The following is a 15,749-nucleotide window of genomic DNA, read 5'->3' as shown; positions in this document are numbered from 1 at the left end:
GACTTTCGGGTCGGTCGCGATCTATCGTGTCCCCAGAAGCAGAAACGCGATATAACGCGACTTCGACCGGGAGGTCATCATGGTCTTGGAGAAGTGGATCGTCGACGGTCCGAGAGTCATCGACATCGAGCTCGTGCGCTCGCTCAAGGTCGGCCTCATCGGCGGGCAGGTCGACATCATCGGGCACGACGAGCCGGGCGCCCGCATCGAGGTGCACTCCGTCTCGGGCAAAGACCTGAAGATCTCCATCGACGGCGACGCCCTCGAGATCGACCACCCCCAGCTGCGCTGGGACAACTTCATCGAGGTGTTCAAGTCGTGGCGCGGCAACGCGAAGGCCGACGTGAGCATCCTGGTGCCGCGCGACGTCGCCCTCAAGTTCGGTGTCATCTCGGCCTCGGGTCTCATCTCGGGGCTGCAGGCGGATGCGCGGGTGAGCACCGTCAACGGCGACGTCGTCGTCGACTCGGTGACGGGCGACCTCGACCTCAACACGGTGAGCGGCGAGGTGCTGGTGCGCGATCACACCGGTCTCGTCAACGCGCACACCGTGTCGGGCGACATCACGGTCTCCGGCGCCATCCGCCGCTTCTCCTGCGACGGCGTCGCGGGGGAGGTGTTCGTCGACAGCACGGGTGTGCCCGACGAGATCCAGAACAACACCGTCTCGGGCGACCTCACCGTGCGCCTCGACGAGAGCACGGCGGCACGCTACAACGTCAACTCGGTCTCGGGCACCCTCCAGCTCGGCCCCTCCACCATCAAGGGACTCCGCGGTGGCGGCTACAACGGCCACACCGGCGAACTCGACGGGGCGTGGACGGAGTTCAGGGCGAACTCGGTCTCGGGCGACATCACCGTCATGTTCCGGGAGGAGTCGGGCGACGGGACGGCGGAGACGCCGGCCGGTGCCTCCGCCGCATCCGCTCCCTCCTTCGACGAGGGGGCGACGGCATGACCCCCGTCTTCGGCCACGGACACCTGCGCCTGTACCTGCTGAGCCTGCTCGACGAGTCGCCGAAGCACGGCTACGAGCTCATCCAGGCGCTCAGCGACCGCTTCGGCGGCACCTACAGCCCGAGCGCGGGCACCATCTACCCGCGGCTAGCGAAGCTCGAGGAGGAAGGGCTCGTCACCAAGACCGCCGACGGGCGCAAGACCGTCTACTCCATCACGGATGCGGGGCGCGCCGAGGTCGAGTCGCGTCGCGGTGAGCTCGACGAGATCGAGGCCCAGCTCTCCGACTCGGTGCGGCGGATCGCCGACGAGGTGCGGTCGGGGGTCAACGAGGCGATGAAGAGCCTCAAGGCCGACCTCGCGTCGGCGGCCCGCGAGGCGCGCGCCTCGGCGAAGGAGTCGGCGCGCTCGGCCCGGTCGGCGGGAGCCTCCGGTGCCGGATGGTCGCAGACCGGCGGTTCCGACGCATCCGGATTCCCGAGCCGGGCCGAGTCGGCGGAGGCGCTGCGGTCGGCGGATGTGGCGCTCACCGACTTCCGGCAGGCGATGAGGCTCGACCTGCGGAAGGCCTCGGCGCGGAGCCTCGACCCCGCGGTCGTCGACCGGTTGAAGCTGCGGCTCGACGAGGTGCGGGCCGAGTTCCGCGACGAGCTCAGGCCTCGATGAACCTGCCGTCGACGAGGTAGCCGCGCACCGCGGTGGCCGGCACGGCCCCGGCCGGGAGGGGCTCGGGGGTCGTGCCGGTGCCGGTGCCGGTGCCGGTGCCGGCGCCGCTCGCGCCTCCGCCGAAGCCGGGGCGCGGGGCCGTGGGCTCGGTGGGGTCGATCCGGCGGCTCTTGCGGCCGCGCGAGCCGTGGTGCGACATGCGGTCGATGAGCGCGAGTGCGAGAGCCGAGACCACGAACGACAGGTGGATCATCACCTGCCAGAACACACCCGCCTCGGTGTAGCTCTCACCGGTCTCCGAGTGCGCGTCGGGCGCCCCGATGTCACCCACCTCGATGAAGGTGCGCAGCAGGTGGATCGACGAGATCGAGATGATCGACACCGCGAGCTTCACCTTGAGCAGGTTCGTGTTGACGTGCGCGAGCCACTCCGGCTCGTCGGGGTGGCCGTGCACCCTGATCTTCGACACGAACGTCTCGTAGCCGCCGATGATCACCATGATCAGGAGGTTCGCGATCATCACCACGTCGATGAGACCGAGCACGGCGAGCATGATCTTGGTCTCGTCGATGTCGGTCATGCCGGTGGCGACGTCTTCGACGATGTGCGCCAGATCGACCATGAAGACGATCACGTACACCAGTTGCGCCACGATCAGGCCGAAGTAGAGCGGTGCCTGCAGCCAGCGGCTGGCGAAGATGAAGTAGCCGAGCGCCTTGGAGGTGGGGGAATCGCGATAGGCGCGGTCGGCTGCGGTGCTTGAGGAACTCGTGCTGTCGGGTCGATCGTCTCGGCTCACGAGGAAATCCTAGAGGCGGCGCGGCTGTACTATTGCCCTGAGAAGGGGAGTATCCACTTCGCTGCCATCGTCATCACGGTGCCCGTCGTCGTGCACCCGGGGGCAGCGGCGCGCATCCGTCAACCCGATTGACACCGTGCGAGCGCAGGAGAGACTTTCGGAGCCTCGTGCTGTCTGAAAACACCTGAAAGGTCGCCTTCCGTGCAACTTCCCGTCGCCTTCGAGATCGTCTCGCTGGTCGTGCTCGTGCTCATCCTCGCCGCCGACCTGGTGCTGGCGTACAAGAGACCGCACGTGCCGTCGTTCAAGGAGGCGACGCTCTGGGTGGTCTTCTACGTAGGGCTCGCGCTGATCTTCGCGCTGCTCATGCTGCTGTTCTCCGACGGCGAGCAGGCGGGGCAGTTCCTCGCCGGCTGGCTCACCGAGTACAGCCTGTCGATCGACAACCTGTTCGTCTTCGTCATCATCATGAGCCGCTTCAACGTGCCGAGGAAGTACCAGCAGGAGGCGCTGATGGTGGGCATCATCATCGCGCTGGTGCTGCGCGGCATCTTCATCCTCATCGGGGCGCAGCTCATCGAGTCGCTCAGCTGGATCTTCTACATCTTCGGCGCGTTCCTGCTCTACACGGCGTTCAAGCAGGCCTTCGGGCACGACGACGACGAGGGTGCGGGTGAGAACCGGCTGGTGCGGATGCTGCGCCGGCAGGTACGCATCTCCGACGACTTCGACGGGGCCAAGGTGCGCACCGTCGTCGACGGGCACAGGATCTTCACGCCGATGATCATCGTGTTCATCGCGCTCGGCTCCACCGACCTGCTGTTCGCGCTCGACTCCATCCCGGCGATCTTCGGCATCACGCAGAACCCGTTCATCGTGTTCACGGCGAACGTGTTCGCGCTGATGGGGCTGCGGCAGCTGTACTTCCTGCTCGGCGGTCTCCTCGACCGGCTCATCTACCTGCACTACGGCATCGCGTTCATCCTCGCCTTCATCGGGGTGAAGCTCGTCTTCCACGCGCTGCACGAGAACGAGGTGCCGTTCATCAACGGCGGCGAGCACATCGAGTGGATCCCCGACATCGACACGTGGACGTCGCTCGCCGTCATCATCCTCTCGATGGCGGTGGCGACGATCGCGTCGCTCGTCGTCATGAAGCGGCGCGGCGCGTCGGTAAAGGAGGAGCTGAAGGAGGCGGCTCAGGGGGAGCCGGAGCGCTCGGAGTAGGCAACAACTACTCACGCTGCTCGGGGGCTGTTCGCGCCCAGGATTGACGACACCACGTCGTCTCGATCCTGGAGGGTAACCATGTCCCGATCCGTTCCCCGCGCGGGGGCTCTGCTCGCTGCGGCAGCCGTCGCCGCACTCGCGCTGGCTGCGCCCAACGCGGCTTCGGCCGCCGATGCGGATGCCGTCGACGACGCCTATTCGCTCTCCACCGATGCGGTGCTCACCGTCGATGCCGCCTCGGGGTTGCTCGCCAACGACCTCGGAATCGACGTGGGGCTCGGGCTGCTCATCTCCCTCGAGACCCCGCCGGTGCACGGCACGCTCTCCGGCATCCTGCCCGACGGCTCGTTCACCTACACGCCGCTCGAGGGCTGGGCGGGCACCGACACGTTCCAGTACTGCCTCAAGCTGCCGAAGCCGCTGGCGTTCTGCGCGGGGTCGACCGCGACGGTGACGATCACGACGAACCCCGTCATCGAGCGCATCGACGGTGCCGACCGCTACGCCACCGCTGCGGCGGTGTCGGCGCGCAAGTTCCCGGCCGACGTCGACACGGTCTTCGTGGCCTCGGGCGAGGTGTTCCCCGACGCGCTGTCGGCCTCGGCGGCCGCCGGGGCGAAGGATGCTCCGGTGCTGCTGGTGCAGAATGGCGCCATCCCGGGGGCGGTCGACCAAGAACTTCAGCGCCTGTCACCCGACCACATCGTGCTGCTCGGTGGGTCGAACACCGTCTCCACCACGGTCGAGACCGCCCTCGGCACCTACGGCGCCAAGGACGTCACCCGCGTCGCCGGCGCCGACCGCTACGCCGTCTCAGCGGCAGTCTCGGTCCGCACCTTCGCCCCGGCTCGCCCCGTGGTCTACATCGCTTCCGGCGAGGTGTTCCCCGATGCCCTCTCGGGTTCGGCGGCTGCGGGTCGCCTGGGCGGGCCGGTCCTCCTCGTGCAGAAAGACGCGGTGCCGGCTGCCGTCGCCACGGAGTTGGGTCGCCTGAAGCCGCTCGCCGTCGTGGTGCTCGGCGGAGCCAACACCATCAGTGAGACCACCCGCGCCGAGGTCGACCGACTCGCTGGCCTGGTGGGTGCGCGCATTGCCGGCACCGACCGCTACGCCACCGCCGCCACGGTCTCCGAGAAGACGTTCCTGCCCCTCGTCGACCACACCGTCTACGTGGCCTCCGGCGAGGTCTTCCCCGACGCGCTCTCCGGCTCCGCCGCAGCCATCCGCGCCCACGCCCCGGTGCTCCTCGTCACCCGCGACGGCATCCCCACCTCCACCGCCACCGAACTCGACCGCCTGAACCCCACCCGCATCGTCGTCCTCGGCGGCCCCACCACCATCTCCGCCACCACCTACGACCAACTCGCCACCCACCTCGGATAGTCCACGTCGCCACGTGGGCGCGCTTCCTTGCTGACCGGTTCGTTAAGAGCCGGTCAGCGAGAGTCGTGTCTACGGCGGGGTCCAGGCGGTGGCGTGTGGATCCGGTCGGCGGAGTGGGGGCGTGTCAGCGGTGGCGTGGGGGCGGGGGCCTATCAGCAGGGCGTGCGGGCTGGGGTGCGTCAGCGGTGGTCTGTCGGCGATGGCGTGTGGGCTGGGGCGTGTTGGCGGTGGTCTGTCGGCGATGGCGTGTGGGCTGGGGCGTGTTGGCGGTGGTCTGTCGGCGATGGCGTGTGGGCTGGGGCGCGTTAGCAGTGGTCTGTCGGCGGTGGCCTGTGGGCGGGAGCCTGTCGGCAGTGGCGTGTCAGCGGGGCGCGTCAGTGGCGCGAGCGGGCGCGAACGCGCGTGCGCAGGCCGAGGAGGAGCGCCGAGCCCACGACGAGTGCGGCGAGAGACCCCATCAGCGGGAGGGTGAGTGAGTCGGGAGTGACGCCGGTGGCGGCCAAGCGGGTACCGTCGGGGCTCGAAACCGACCCCGATCCGGTGCCTGGGTCGGGGGTCGGCGCGGGCGACGGGTCGGGTGAGGGCGCGGGCGGCGTCGGGGTCGGCGTCGGAGATGGGGCGGGGGTGATGGTGAGGGGGGAGGTGGCGCGGAGGGCGGAGCCGGAGCCCGTGAAGGTGAGTGTGGTGGGGCCGAGGGGGGAGGTGGTGGGGATGGTTGCGGGGAGGGTGGCGGTGCCGGTGGCGTCGGCGAGGGTTGCGGCCACGGGGGTGTCGCCGAGGCGGGCGGTGACGCCCTCGCCCGGGCGGTAGCCCGAGGCAGAGAGCTGCACGACGGAGCCCTGCGCCGCCGTGGCGGGAGCGGTGAGCGGCACCGGAGACTCGGCCGCCAGGGCCTCGGCGCAAGCGTCGCCCTGGAGGCCGTACGGGAGGGTGGTCGGGTCGCCGTCGACGACGGGAACGGCGGTGTCACGCAGGAGCATGCTGTCGAACGCGGCACCCACCACGCCGCCGCCGGTGACGAGTCCGACGCTCGTGCCGAAGCCCGAGCGCCGACCGGTGTCAGGCCGACGGGTGCCGAGCGGCACGTCGACCGCGACGCAGCGCGAGCCGGTCTCGACCGTGAACGGCAGGGCGTGCAGGTCTTGGTCCGAGGCGTAGTGCGTGAGCCAGCCACGCACCGGCTCCGACGCCGGCTGCGCGAGCACCAGGGCTACCTTCGCCGACGACACCGAGGCGTCGACATCGACGGCACCGTGCTGCACCGAGACCACTGCGCGCTGCACCACAGCTGCCGACCCGATCGAGGGTGCGGTCACGAACGCCAGGTCGGAGAGCAGCACGGCACCCGTGCCGACACCGGTGAACACGACCGACGCGACGCGCGTGAGGTCGACGCTGTCGAGCGCCGAGACCGGGATGCGCAGATCCTGGTAGAGCATCTTCGGCAGCGCCGAACTCGACCCGGGCAGGCGCGTCAGCGCCGCGCCGAAGTCGGCGGCGTTCACCGTCGCCGATCCACCCGCCGCATCGACCACGGTGACGGTGAGCTCCGTCGAGTCCACCACCGTCTCGTCGGGCATCGCCCGTACGGTCAGGAACTCGGCGCCCGACGCGTCGAGCGACCCGCCCGGCACATCGACCACGAGCGTCGAGGGCTCCGCACGGCCGGCCGGCTCCGTTGAGTACTGGAAGTGCAGCGACGTCGTCGCGGGGATGCGCGCGCCGTACAACGACCCCGCGAACTCGCCGGCCTGCTCCGGGTGGACGTTCCCCGAGAGGCAGAACGGGAGCGACGACGGGTCGGCGATGTTCTCCGTGCTCTCGCAGTACGAGGCGACGCCGCGCCCCGACGTCGCGACCGAGACCGCCGGATCGGCGAAGGTGTTCACGTCGAGACGAGCCGACGAGGGGTACACCGCGGTGACGCGCACGTCGGCGCGCCCGATCGACGCGGGCCGCGCATCCGAGCCGTCGAACTGACCGAGCAGCGACGTCTCGTCACCGAGGGTGAGGCGGAAGAACCCGGCGACGTAGGCCGTGCCCACCGCGTACTGCTCGTCGCGGGTGAGTCGCGACGGAGCGGGCGACCCGCAGGTGGGGTCGTCAGGCCCGAGCGTGGGGTTCTCGTCCCAGTCGTCACCCGACTCGAGGTACTCGGGCGACGACCACACGGTGTTGAACGCGTTGTGGTTCGCGCCGAGCACGAGCACCGTCGAGCGCAGTACGTCGTCGCCGAAGGCGTGCCGCGAGTCGTTCACGTAGTGCTGACCCTGCAGATCGACGAGGTCGCCGTCGCAGTAGGGCAGCAGCACCGCGGTGGGCACGTCGGGCAGCGCCGTGCGCGTGAAGTTCGTGGGGGCGAGGGCGAGAACGGATGCGATGCCGAAGGCGCCCTCGGGCGTTCCGACCAGAGTCGACGCGTTGAGCACCGCGGCCCGCACCACCCCGTCACCCCCGCGGGAGTGGCCCATGAGACCGACGCGGTCGAGGTCGAGGCGGCCGACGAGCGACGACCCGATCCCGTCGACGGGGCCGGCGTCGGCGGCGCGCAGCAGTGCGAGGTGGTCGAGCACCAGGTGACCCCGCGCATCCGTTCCCTGGTCGGCACCGTGCAGCCCGTTCAGGCGGTTGATGGCGTTCGCCGAGATCGATACCACGGCGTACCCGTTCGACGCGAGCGCCTCGGCGGGCCCGTCGTAGCCGAGGTAGCTGGGGATCTCGGTCTCGCCGGCGGCGCACGGCCAGACCGCCGGCGCATCCGGGTCGTCGGTGGCGCAGGCGATGTGCTGGCCGTGCAGGAAGACCGCCACGGGCAGCTCGCCCGCGAGCCCCTGCGGCAGGTAGACGGCCGCGCGCATCTCGCCGCGGGCGCCGTCAAAGCCGTAGATCTCCTCGGCCTCGTCGCCGAGGTCGTAGTCGGCGCGCTCGACGACGTAGGGGCCGGGGGCGCCCGGGTCGACGTCGAGCTGGGCGGCACCGGCGGCGGTGGTGCTGCCGCTGGTGGGCGGGGTGACGGATGCTCGTGCCCCGTCCGCGCTGTCGTCGCCGTCGCGCGCCGCGGCGTCGTCGGCCGGGTCGCCCTCGCCGCTCCAGCCCACGAGCACCGACGTCGCCTGGAGCACGTGTTCGTCGGAGGTGTCGACGACGAGGCCCGTGCCGTCGGCCGTGCGCACCGCGGCGCCGAGCGCCACACCGTCGGCCCAGAGCACGGGCACGGCGGAGCGGTCGGGGAGGTCGCTGACGGTCTTGGTGACGCGGTAGCCGGAACCGTCGGCGAGCGGCTCGACGGTCCAGTCGGCGCCGGACGCGACCGGTGCCGCCGGCGCGGAGGAGCCCGCGGTCGGAGCGGCAGACGCGGCAGACCCGGCAGACGCGGCAGCAGCAGACGCGACAGCCGGCGCCCCCACAAGCGCGACCGAGCAGAGCACAGCAAGAGCGCCCGTGAGCACCCGACGATCGAACCGAGTCATTGTTCCCCCTGGCCACGACAGTACAAGACGAGCAGCAGCCACCACGACCTCGCCCACCGGCAGTGGTACGATCGGCAGGTGCTGTTCGGTCGCCTTCTCCTTCGCTGCCGCGACGAGTCCTAGTTCTCAGGCCTCCCTCGTCGCGGAGTTCGTCGTTGGCTGACCCACTTACTCTCCGAAGGACACGCGAATCATGAGCACTCCCGCGAGCACCCGACCCCGCACCCTGGCCGAGAAGGTCTGGGACGACCATCTCGTGGTCAAGGGCGAAGACGGCAGCCCCGACCTCATCTACATCGACCTGCACCTGGTGCACGAGGTCACGAGCCCCCAGGCCTTCGACGGCCTGCGCGCCGAGGGCCGGCCGCTGCGCCGCCTCGACCTCACCATCGCCACCGAAGACCACAACACCCCGACGCTCGCCATCGACAAGCCGATCGCCGACCTCACGAGCCGCACCCAGATCGACACCCTCCGCAAGAACGCGCAGGAGTTCGGGGTGCGCCTGCACTCCCTCGGCGACGTCGAGCAGGGCATCGTGCACGTCGTCGGCCCGCAGCTCGGCCTCACCATGCCGGGCATCACCGTGGTCTGCGGCGACAGCCACACCTCCACCCACGGCGCCTTCGGGGCGATGGCGTTCGGCATCGGCACCAGCGAGGTCGAGCACGTCATGGCCACGCAGACCCTGCCGCTCAAGCCGTTCAAGACGATGGCCATCACGGTCGAGGGCACGCTGAAGCCGGGCGTCACCGCGAAAGACATCATCCTCGCCGTCATCGCCAAGATCGGCACCGGCGGCGGCCAGGGCTACGTGCTGGAGTACCGCGGCAGCGCCATCCGCTCCCTGTCGATGGACGGCCGCATGACCATCTGCAACATGTCGATCGAGGCGGGCGCCCGTGCGGGCATGGTCGCCCCCGACCAGACCACCTTCGACTACCTCGAGGGCCGCCCCCACGCCCCGCAGGGCCAGGACTGGGAGGACGCGGTCGCCTACTGGAAGACGCTCCCCACCGACGAGGGCGCCGTCTTCGACGCCGAGGTCTTCATCGACGCGGATGCGCTGGAACCGTTCGTCACCTGGGGCACGAACCCCGGTCAGGGCGTCTCGCTGAGCGACGTGGTGCCGAACCCCGCCGACATCGACGACCTCAACGAGCGCGCGAGCGCCGAGCGGGCCCTGGAGTACATGGACCTGAAGGCCGGCACCCCCCTCAAGGAGGTCGCCGTCGACGCCGTGTTCATGGGCTCGTGCACGAACAGCCGCATCGAAGACCTGCGTGCCTTCGCCAGCATCATCAAGGGCCGCAAGAAGGCCGAGAACGTGCGCGTGATGGTGGTGCCGGGCAGCGCCCGTGTGCGCATCGAGGCCGAGGCCGAGGGCATCGACAAGATCGTCGAGGAGTTCGGCGCCGAGTGGCGCTTCGCCGGCTGCTCGATGTGCCTCGGCATGAACCCCGACCAGCTCGCCCCCGGCGAGCGCTGTGCGAGCACCTCGAACCGCAACTTCGAGGGCCGCCAGGGCAAGGGCGGCCGCACCCACCTGGTGTCGCCCGTGGTCGCCGCGGCGACCGCCATCCGGGGCACGCTCTCGGGCGTGGCCGACCTCGACGAGACAGCGGATGCGCAGCGCGAGATGGTAGGAGCCTGATACCCATGGACAAGATCGACATCATCACCGGGGTGGCCGTTCCGCTGAAGCGCGCGAACGTCGACACCGACCAGATCATCCCCGCCGTCTATCTCAAGCGCGTCACCAAGACCGGCTTCGAAGACGCACTCTTCGCGGCGTGGCGCAGCGACCCCGAGTTCGTGCTGAACCAGCCCGCCTACCAGAACGCCCGAGTGCTGGTGGCCGGCCCCGACTTCGGCACCGGATCGAGCCGTGAGCACGCGGTGTGGGCACTCCGCGACTACGGCTTCCAGGCCGTGCTCGCCCCGCGCTTCGCAGACATCTTCCGCGGCAACTCGGGCAAGCAGGGCCTGCTCGCCGGCCAGGTCGACGAAGACGACGTCGAGAAGCTCTGGGCGGCGATCGAGGCGCAGCCCGGCGTCGAGATCACCGTCGACCTGATCGAGCGAACCGCCGCCATCGGCGACCTCACAGTCTCCTTCACCATCGACGATTACACTCGGTGGAGGTTGCTCGAGGGTCTTGACGACATCGGGCTGACTCTCCGCAACGAGGCGGCCATCACGGAATTCGAGAGCCGCCGCGAGAGTTGGCGACCTAGAACACTTCCGGTGAAGTAATCGAATCGGTCGAACAAGCGACAGAAGTCAGTGCAGGTGATCCAGTGAACAGTCTCGTCCAGGATGGTCGGAAGGCAGCCGAACGCGTCGGATTGACGTCCGACACGATCGTCATCAACGGCGGCCGTCCGCTCCGCGGAACGATCGACGTGCGCGGGGCCAAGAACCTCGTCACCAAGGCGATGGTCGCCTCCCTCCTCGGTGACACCACGTCGACCCTGCGAGACGTTCCCGACATCAGCGACGTGCACGTGGTGGCGAGCCTGCTCGAGATCCACGGGGTGAAGATCACGGGCAGCGCCGCCACCGGCGTGCTGCAGCTCGACCCGGCGAACGTGGCGAGCGCGAAGAGCGCCGAGATCGACGCGCTCTCGGGTTCGAGCCGCATCCCCATCCTGTTCTGCGGCCCGCTGCTGCACCGCCTCGGTCACGCGTTCATCCCCGACCTCGGTGGCTGCCGCATCGGCGACCGGCCGATCGACTTCCACCTCGATGCGCTGCGCGCCTTCGGAGCGGTCGTCGACAAGTTGCCGAGCGGCATCAACATCACCGCCCCGAACGGGCTGCGCGGCGCGAACATCGAGCTGCCCTACCCGAGCGTCGGCGCCACCGAGCAGGTGCTGCTGACGGGTGTGCGTGCGCTGGGCACCACCGAGCTGAAGAACGCGGCGATCGAGCCCGAGATCATGGATCTCATCGCCGTGCTGCAGAAGATGGGCGCGATCATCTCGGTCGAGCCGAACCGCACCATCTTCATCGAGGGCGTCGAGACGCTCAACGGCTTCAACCACCGGGCGCTGTTCGACCGCAACGAGGCAGCATCCTGGGCCTCCGCCGCGCTCGCCACCGGCGGCTCGATCTTCACCACCGGCGCCAAGCAGTCGGAGATGATGACCTTCCTCAATGTCTTCCGCAAGATCGGCGGCGCCTTCGACATCGAGGAAGACGGCATCCGCTTCTACCACCCGGGCGGCGACCTCAAGCCCGTCGTCATCGAGACCGACGTGCACCCCGGCTTCATGACCGACTGGCAGCAGCCGCTCATCGTCGCCCTCACCCAGGCGCACGGCACCTCCATCGTCCACGAGACGGTGTACGAGAACCGCTTCGGTTTCACGGATGCGCTCATCAAGATGGGTGCGAACATCGAGGTGCACAAGGAGGGGCTCGCCGACCCGAACCGCCGGGTGCCCCGTCGGCCGCTCGAGCAGGCGGCGGTCATCACCGGCCCCACGAAGCTGCACGGCACCGAGCTCGAGGTTCCCGACCTGCGCGGTGGCTTCAGCCACCTCATCGCCGCGCTCGTGGCGGAGGGCCGCTCCGAGATCTCGAACGTGGGCCTGATCGCCCGCGGCTACGGCGACTTCGTGGGCAAGCTCGAGAAACTGGGCGCCGACTTCTCGTTCCTCCGGTGACGACGGCGGTGTCTCCGGAGTCGTTGCCGAAGCGCCGTCGTCACGAGCGCACGGTCGCGTTCACCATGCTCGAGGCGCTGGTGGTGCCGTTCCTGAACGTCATCGCCAGGCTCGACATCCGTGGTGGGGCGCGCATCCCGGCCACCGGCCCGTTCGTGCTGAGCCCGAACCACTACAGCAACATCGACCCCGTCATCATGGCGTGGGCGGTGTGGAAGCTGGGGCGGGCCCCGCGCTTCCTCGCCAAGGCGTCGCTGTTCAAGGTACCCGTCGTGGGGTTCGCGCTGCGGCGCAGCGGTCAGATCCCGGTCGACCGCGCCGGCTCAGGCCGGGGCAACGCGCCCATCGCCGCCGCCAACGACCTGGTGGAGCACGAGAAGGGCGTCATCGTCTACCCCGAGGGCACGCTCACCCGCGACCCCGACATGTGGCCGATGCGCGGCAAGACGGGCGCCGTGCGGCTCGCGCTCGAGCACGGGGTGCCGCTCATCCCGGCGGCGCACTGGGGCACCCAGGCGGTGCTGCCGCGCTACTCGAAGAAGCTCAGCGTGTTCCCGCGCAAGCGCATCGAGATCTCGTTCGGCGAGCCCGTCGACCTCGACGACCTGCGCGGCCAGCCCATCACGCAGAAGGTGCTCGTGGAGGGCACCGACCGGGTGATGGCCGCAATCACCGCCCTGCTCGAGGAGCTCCGCGGCGAGACCGCCCCGGCCGAGCGCTGGAACCCGGCGGCCCACAACCAGACCGAGTACGGCCGACTCGAGGAGCGCGAGCAGTGAGCCGCGCACCCCGGGGGCAGGCGCAGGCGCCGCGCCCCCGCGTCACCGTGCTGGGCGCGGGCAGCTGGGGAACGACCTTCGCGAAGGTCGTCGCCGACGGCGGCTCCGACGTCACCCTCTGGGCCCGCCGCCCCGAGCTCGCGAAGGAGATCCGCGAGGCCAAGCGCAACAGCGACTACCTGCCGGGCGTGAACCTCCCCGCCTCGGTCACGGCCACCTCCGACGTGGCGGCAGCGCTCGACGGCGCGCAGTACGTCTTCGTCTCGGTGCCGAGCCAGTCGTTGCGCGGCAACCTCGCCGACATCCGTGCCGCCCTGCCCGCCGACGCCCCCATCACGAGCCTCATGAAGGGCGTCGAGAAGAGCACCGGCCTCCGCATGAGCGAGGTGCTGGAGACCGTGCTCGAGATCGACCCGGCGCGCATCGCCGTGGCCTCGGGGCCGAACCTCGCCCTCGAGATCGCGAAGGAGCAGCCCACCGCCGCGGTCGTCGCTTCGACGAGCCTCGAGACCGCCGAGGCGGTGGCGACCATCGCGACCAACCGTTACTTCCGGTCGTACGTGAACACCGACGTCATCGGCACCGAGTTCGGGGGAGTTCTGAAGAACCTCATCGCCGTGGCCATCGGCATCGTCGACGGTGTCGGCTACGGCGAGAACACGAAGGCCTCGATCATCACGCGGGGACTCGTCGAGATGACCGATTTCGCGGTGGCCTACGGCGGGCATCCGGAAACCCTGTCGGGCCTCGCCGGCCTCGGCGACCTCATCGCCACGAGCGGATCGTCGCTCAGCCGCAACAACACCGCCGGGCGACTGCTCGGCCAGGGCTACAGCTTCGCCGACGTGGTGAAGTCGATGCAGCAGACGGCGGAGGGGCTGGCCTCGGTGGCGCCCGTGCTCGCGCTCGCGGAGGCCCAGGGCGTCGACATGCCCATCTGCCGTCAGGTGAGCCAGGTGCTGGCCGGTACGCTCGATCCGAAAGACATTGCCCCCCACCTGACGACCGACGACGATTCGGCGCCGCAGGGCGAAAGGACTCTCGATGCCAGGCAAGACCAGGGTGGTGGTGCTCTTCGGAGGTCGCTCCAGCGAGCACTCGATCAGCTGCGCCACGGCGGGCGGGGTGCTCGAGGCGATCGATAGCACCCGCTTCGAGGTCGTGCCCGTCGGCATCACCCGCGACGGGGCGTTCGTGCTCGAAGACGCCGACCCGGCGAAGTTCCGGCTCGACGTCGAGGCCCTGCCCGAGGTCGTCGACAACGGCACCCGGGTGCACTGGCCCGAATCCACCCGGTCGCGCGAGCTGACCGTGCGCGAGGCCGACGGCACCGAGCGCTCGCTCGGCGACATCGACGTGGTGTTCCCCATCCTCCACGGCCCGTACGGCGAAGACGGCACGGTGCAGGGGCTGCTCGAGCTCATCGGCCTGCCCTACGTGGGCTCGGGTGTGCTCGCGTCGGCCCTCGGCATGGACAAGCACTTCACCAAGACCGTGCTCGAGAAGGCTGGCATCGCCGTCGCCCCGTGGCGCACCCTGACCGCCCGCGAGTGGGCGGCGGCTCCGGATGCGGTGGTCGCCTCAGCGGGAACGCTCGGCTACCCGGTGTTCGTGAAGCCCGCCCGGGCCGGCTCCTCGGTGGGGGTGAGCAAGGTCTCGTCTCCCGACGGCTTGGCGGAGGCGATCGAGGTGGCGCTGCGGGAGGACTCGCGGGTGCTCATCGAACAGGCCGTCGTGGGCCGCGAGGTGGAGTGCGCCGTGCTCGGCGGCCGGGGCGGCGGGTCTCCGCGGGTGTCGGTGGCGGGCGAGATCGTCATGACCACGCGCGAGTTCTACGACTTCGAGGCCAAGTACCTCGGGGCGGCCGGGGTCGAGCTCGTCTGCCCGGCGCCGCTCGCACCGCACGAGCTCGCCGAGATGCAGTCGCTGGCCGCCCGGGCCTTCGCCGCCATCGACGGCGCCGGGCTGGCACGGGTCGACTTCTTCCTCACCCTGACCGGGTTCGTGGTGAACGAGATCAACACGATGCCGGGGTTCACGCCCATCTCGATGTTCCCCAAGTGCTGGATCGCCTCGGGGGTGACGTATCCCGAGCTCATCGAGGAGCTCATCGCGCTCGCGCTGGAGGAGTAGGGCGCGCTGAGAGAGTCGCGTCGCGTCGTCGCGCCCTGACTTAATTCTGAGGGCCCGGCGTGGGCGTCGGGGTCGGCGTCGGGGTGGTCTCGGTGCCGAGCACGTCGTCGGCGTTGAGACAGGCGTCGGTCTGCGGGATGGCGGCGACGGCGGCCTCCAGGTCGACGAGGGCGCTCGTGCCCGAGACGGCGTTCGAGTCGACGACGACCTGCACGGCCGGCGTGCGGCCGTAGGTGGTGAAGACGTAGGTGGGGGCCTCGGAGTCGTCGCGGATCCAGTCGACGCCGTTCACGTTGTCGCACGGCAGCGTGGTGGGGCCGTAGGGCTCGACGCCGCAGCGCAGCAGCACCGAGGCGGGGCTGCCCCAGGCGCCCGTCGCCTGGGCGTCGGTCTCGCGCCGTTCGGCGTCGGCCGCGGTGTCGGGCAGGCGCACGATGACGTCGGCGCAGGCGGGGTCGGTGGCGTCGGGCGCGGGCTCCAGGGCCACGGCGGTCGAGCATCCGCTGAGCAGGGCGGCTGCGGCGAGACCGGCGGTGGCGAGCGCGGTCGCGCGGAGCGCGGAGCGGCGCGGCAGCCGGGGCGAGGCGGGGTGCGGGGTAGGGCTGGAGGGCGAGGACATCGCTGTTCAGGCTACCGTTGTGAGGTGCTCCCCGACTCCGGT

The 15,749-nt window shown here is 70.0% G+C and carries 13 protein-coding genes; 10 read left to right on the top strand and 3 right to left on the bottom strand.

Going from position 1 to position 15,749, the window contains the following annotated elements; genetic code table 11:
* Positions 1-79 precede the first annotated feature (79 nt).
* Together HL652_RS10965 and HL652_RS10960 are read left to right on the top strand one after the other, a co-directional pair.
* Positions 80-958 carry a DUF4097 family beta strand repeat-containing protein gene (locus HL652_RS10965; protein WP_171705349.1) on the top strand — a complete coding sequence of 293 codons (879 nt, stop codon included), beginning with the start codon at positions 80-82 and terminating at the stop codon, positions 956-958.
* Positions 955-1,623: a PadR family transcriptional regulator gene (locus HL652_RS10960; protein ID WP_171705348.1), complete on the top strand. Its 669-nt coding sequence runs from the start codon at positions 955-957 to the stop codon at positions 1,621-1,623. The genes HL652_RS10965 and HL652_RS10960 overlap by 4 nt, the downstream gene beginning before the upstream one ends.
* On the opposite strand, the gene HL652_RS10955 is transcribed toward HL652_RS10960, so the two are convergent.
* Entirely contained in the window at positions 1,610-2,422 is an 813-nt protein-coding gene (locus HL652_RS10955; RefSeq protein WP_216603877.1) for a TIGR00645 family protein, read from the bottom strand. The two genes, HL652_RS10960 and HL652_RS10955, sit on opposite strands and share 14 nt — an antisense overlap.
* Before the next feature lie 201 nt (positions 2,423-2,623).
* Between HL652_RS10955 and HL652_RS10950 the strand changes: the two genes are divergently transcribed.
* Together HL652_RS10950 and HL652_RS10945 are read left to right on the top strand one after the other, a co-directional pair.
* Positions 2,624-3,649, top strand: coding sequence for a TerC family protein (locus HL652_RS10950; RefSeq protein ID WP_171705347.1), 1,026 nt, complete (start codon positions 2,624-2,626; stop codon positions 3,647-3,649).
* 81 nt (positions 3,650-3,730) lie between these two features.
* A complete protein-coding gene (locus HL652_RS10945; RefSeq protein ID WP_171705346.1) occupies positions 3,731-5,035 on the top strand; it encodes a cell wall-binding repeat-containing protein in 1,305 nt (434 codons plus the stop codon).
* Between the two features lie 374 nt (positions 5,036-5,409).
* Here the strand turns inward: HL652_RS10945 and HL652_RS10940 are convergent, their stop codons facing one another.
* On the bottom strand, positions 5,410-8,505 hold the full coding sequence (locus HL652_RS10940; RefSeq protein ID WP_171705345.1) for an alpha/beta hydrolase: 3,096 nt from the start codon (positions 8,503-8,505) through the stop codon (positions 5,410-5,412).
* 193 nt (positions 8,506-8,698) lie between these two features.
* Between HL652_RS10940 and leuC the strand changes: the two genes are divergently transcribed.
* Genes leuC through HL652_RS10910 form a run of 6 tightly spaced genes read left to right on the top strand, consistent with a single transcriptional unit; the run spans position 8,699 to position 15,088 of the window.
* Positions 8,699-10,159, top strand: a complete 1,461-nt coding sequence (gene leuC, locus HL652_RS10935) for a 3-isopropylmalate dehydratase large subunit (RefSeq protein ID WP_171705344.1) — start codon at positions 8,699-8,701, stop codon at positions 10,157-10,159.
* A gap of 5 nt (positions 10,160-10,164) precedes the next feature.
* On the top strand, positions 10,165-10,761 hold the full coding sequence (gene leuD, locus HL652_RS10930; protein ID WP_171705343.1) for a 3-isopropylmalate dehydratase small subunit: 597 nt from the start codon (positions 10,165-10,167) through the stop codon (positions 10,759-10,761).
* A gap of 44 nt (positions 10,762-10,805) precedes the next feature.
* Positions 10,806-12,176, top strand: a complete 1,371-nt coding sequence (gene murA, locus HL652_RS10925; RefSeq protein ID WP_171705342.1) for a UDP-N-acetylglucosamine 1-carboxyvinyltransferase — start codon at positions 10,806-10,808, stop codon at positions 12,174-12,176.
* Positions 12,173-12,955, top strand: coding sequence for a lysophospholipid acyltransferase family protein (locus HL652_RS10920; RefSeq protein ID WP_371743505.1), 783 nt, complete (start codon positions 12,173-12,175; stop codon positions 12,953-12,955). Before murA ends, HL652_RS10920 begins: the two co-directional genes overlap by 4 nt.
* On the top strand, positions 12,952-14,100 hold the full coding sequence (locus tag HL652_RS10915) for an NAD(P)H-dependent glycerol-3-phosphate dehydrogenase (RefSeq protein ID WP_253743193.1): 1,149 nt from the start codon (positions 12,952-12,954) through the stop codon (positions 14,098-14,100). Before HL652_RS10920 ends, HL652_RS10915 begins: the two co-directional genes overlap by 4 nt.
* Positions 14,000-15,088, top strand: a complete 1,089-nt coding sequence (locus tag HL652_RS10910) for a D-alanine--D-alanine ligase family protein (protein WP_171705341.1) — start codon at positions 14,000-14,002, stop codon at positions 15,086-15,088. The genes HL652_RS10915 and HL652_RS10910 overlap by 101 nt, the downstream gene beginning before the upstream one ends.
* A gap of 40 nt (positions 15,089-15,128) precedes the next feature.
* Here the strand turns inward: HL652_RS10910 and HL652_RS10905 are convergent, their stop codons facing one another.
* Entirely contained in the window at positions 15,129-15,707 is a 579-nt protein-coding gene (locus HL652_RS10905) for a DUF3515 domain-containing protein (RefSeq protein WP_171705340.1), read from the bottom strand.
* Positions 15,708-15,749: the final 42 nt, after the last annotated feature.

The sequence above is a fragment of the Herbiconiux sp. SALV-R1 genome, assembly GCF_013113715.1.
Lineage (GTDB): Bacteria > Actinomycetota > Actinomycetes > Actinomycetales > Microbacteriaceae > Herbiconiux.
This window is presented reverse-complemented; position numbering and strand designations above follow the sequence as displayed.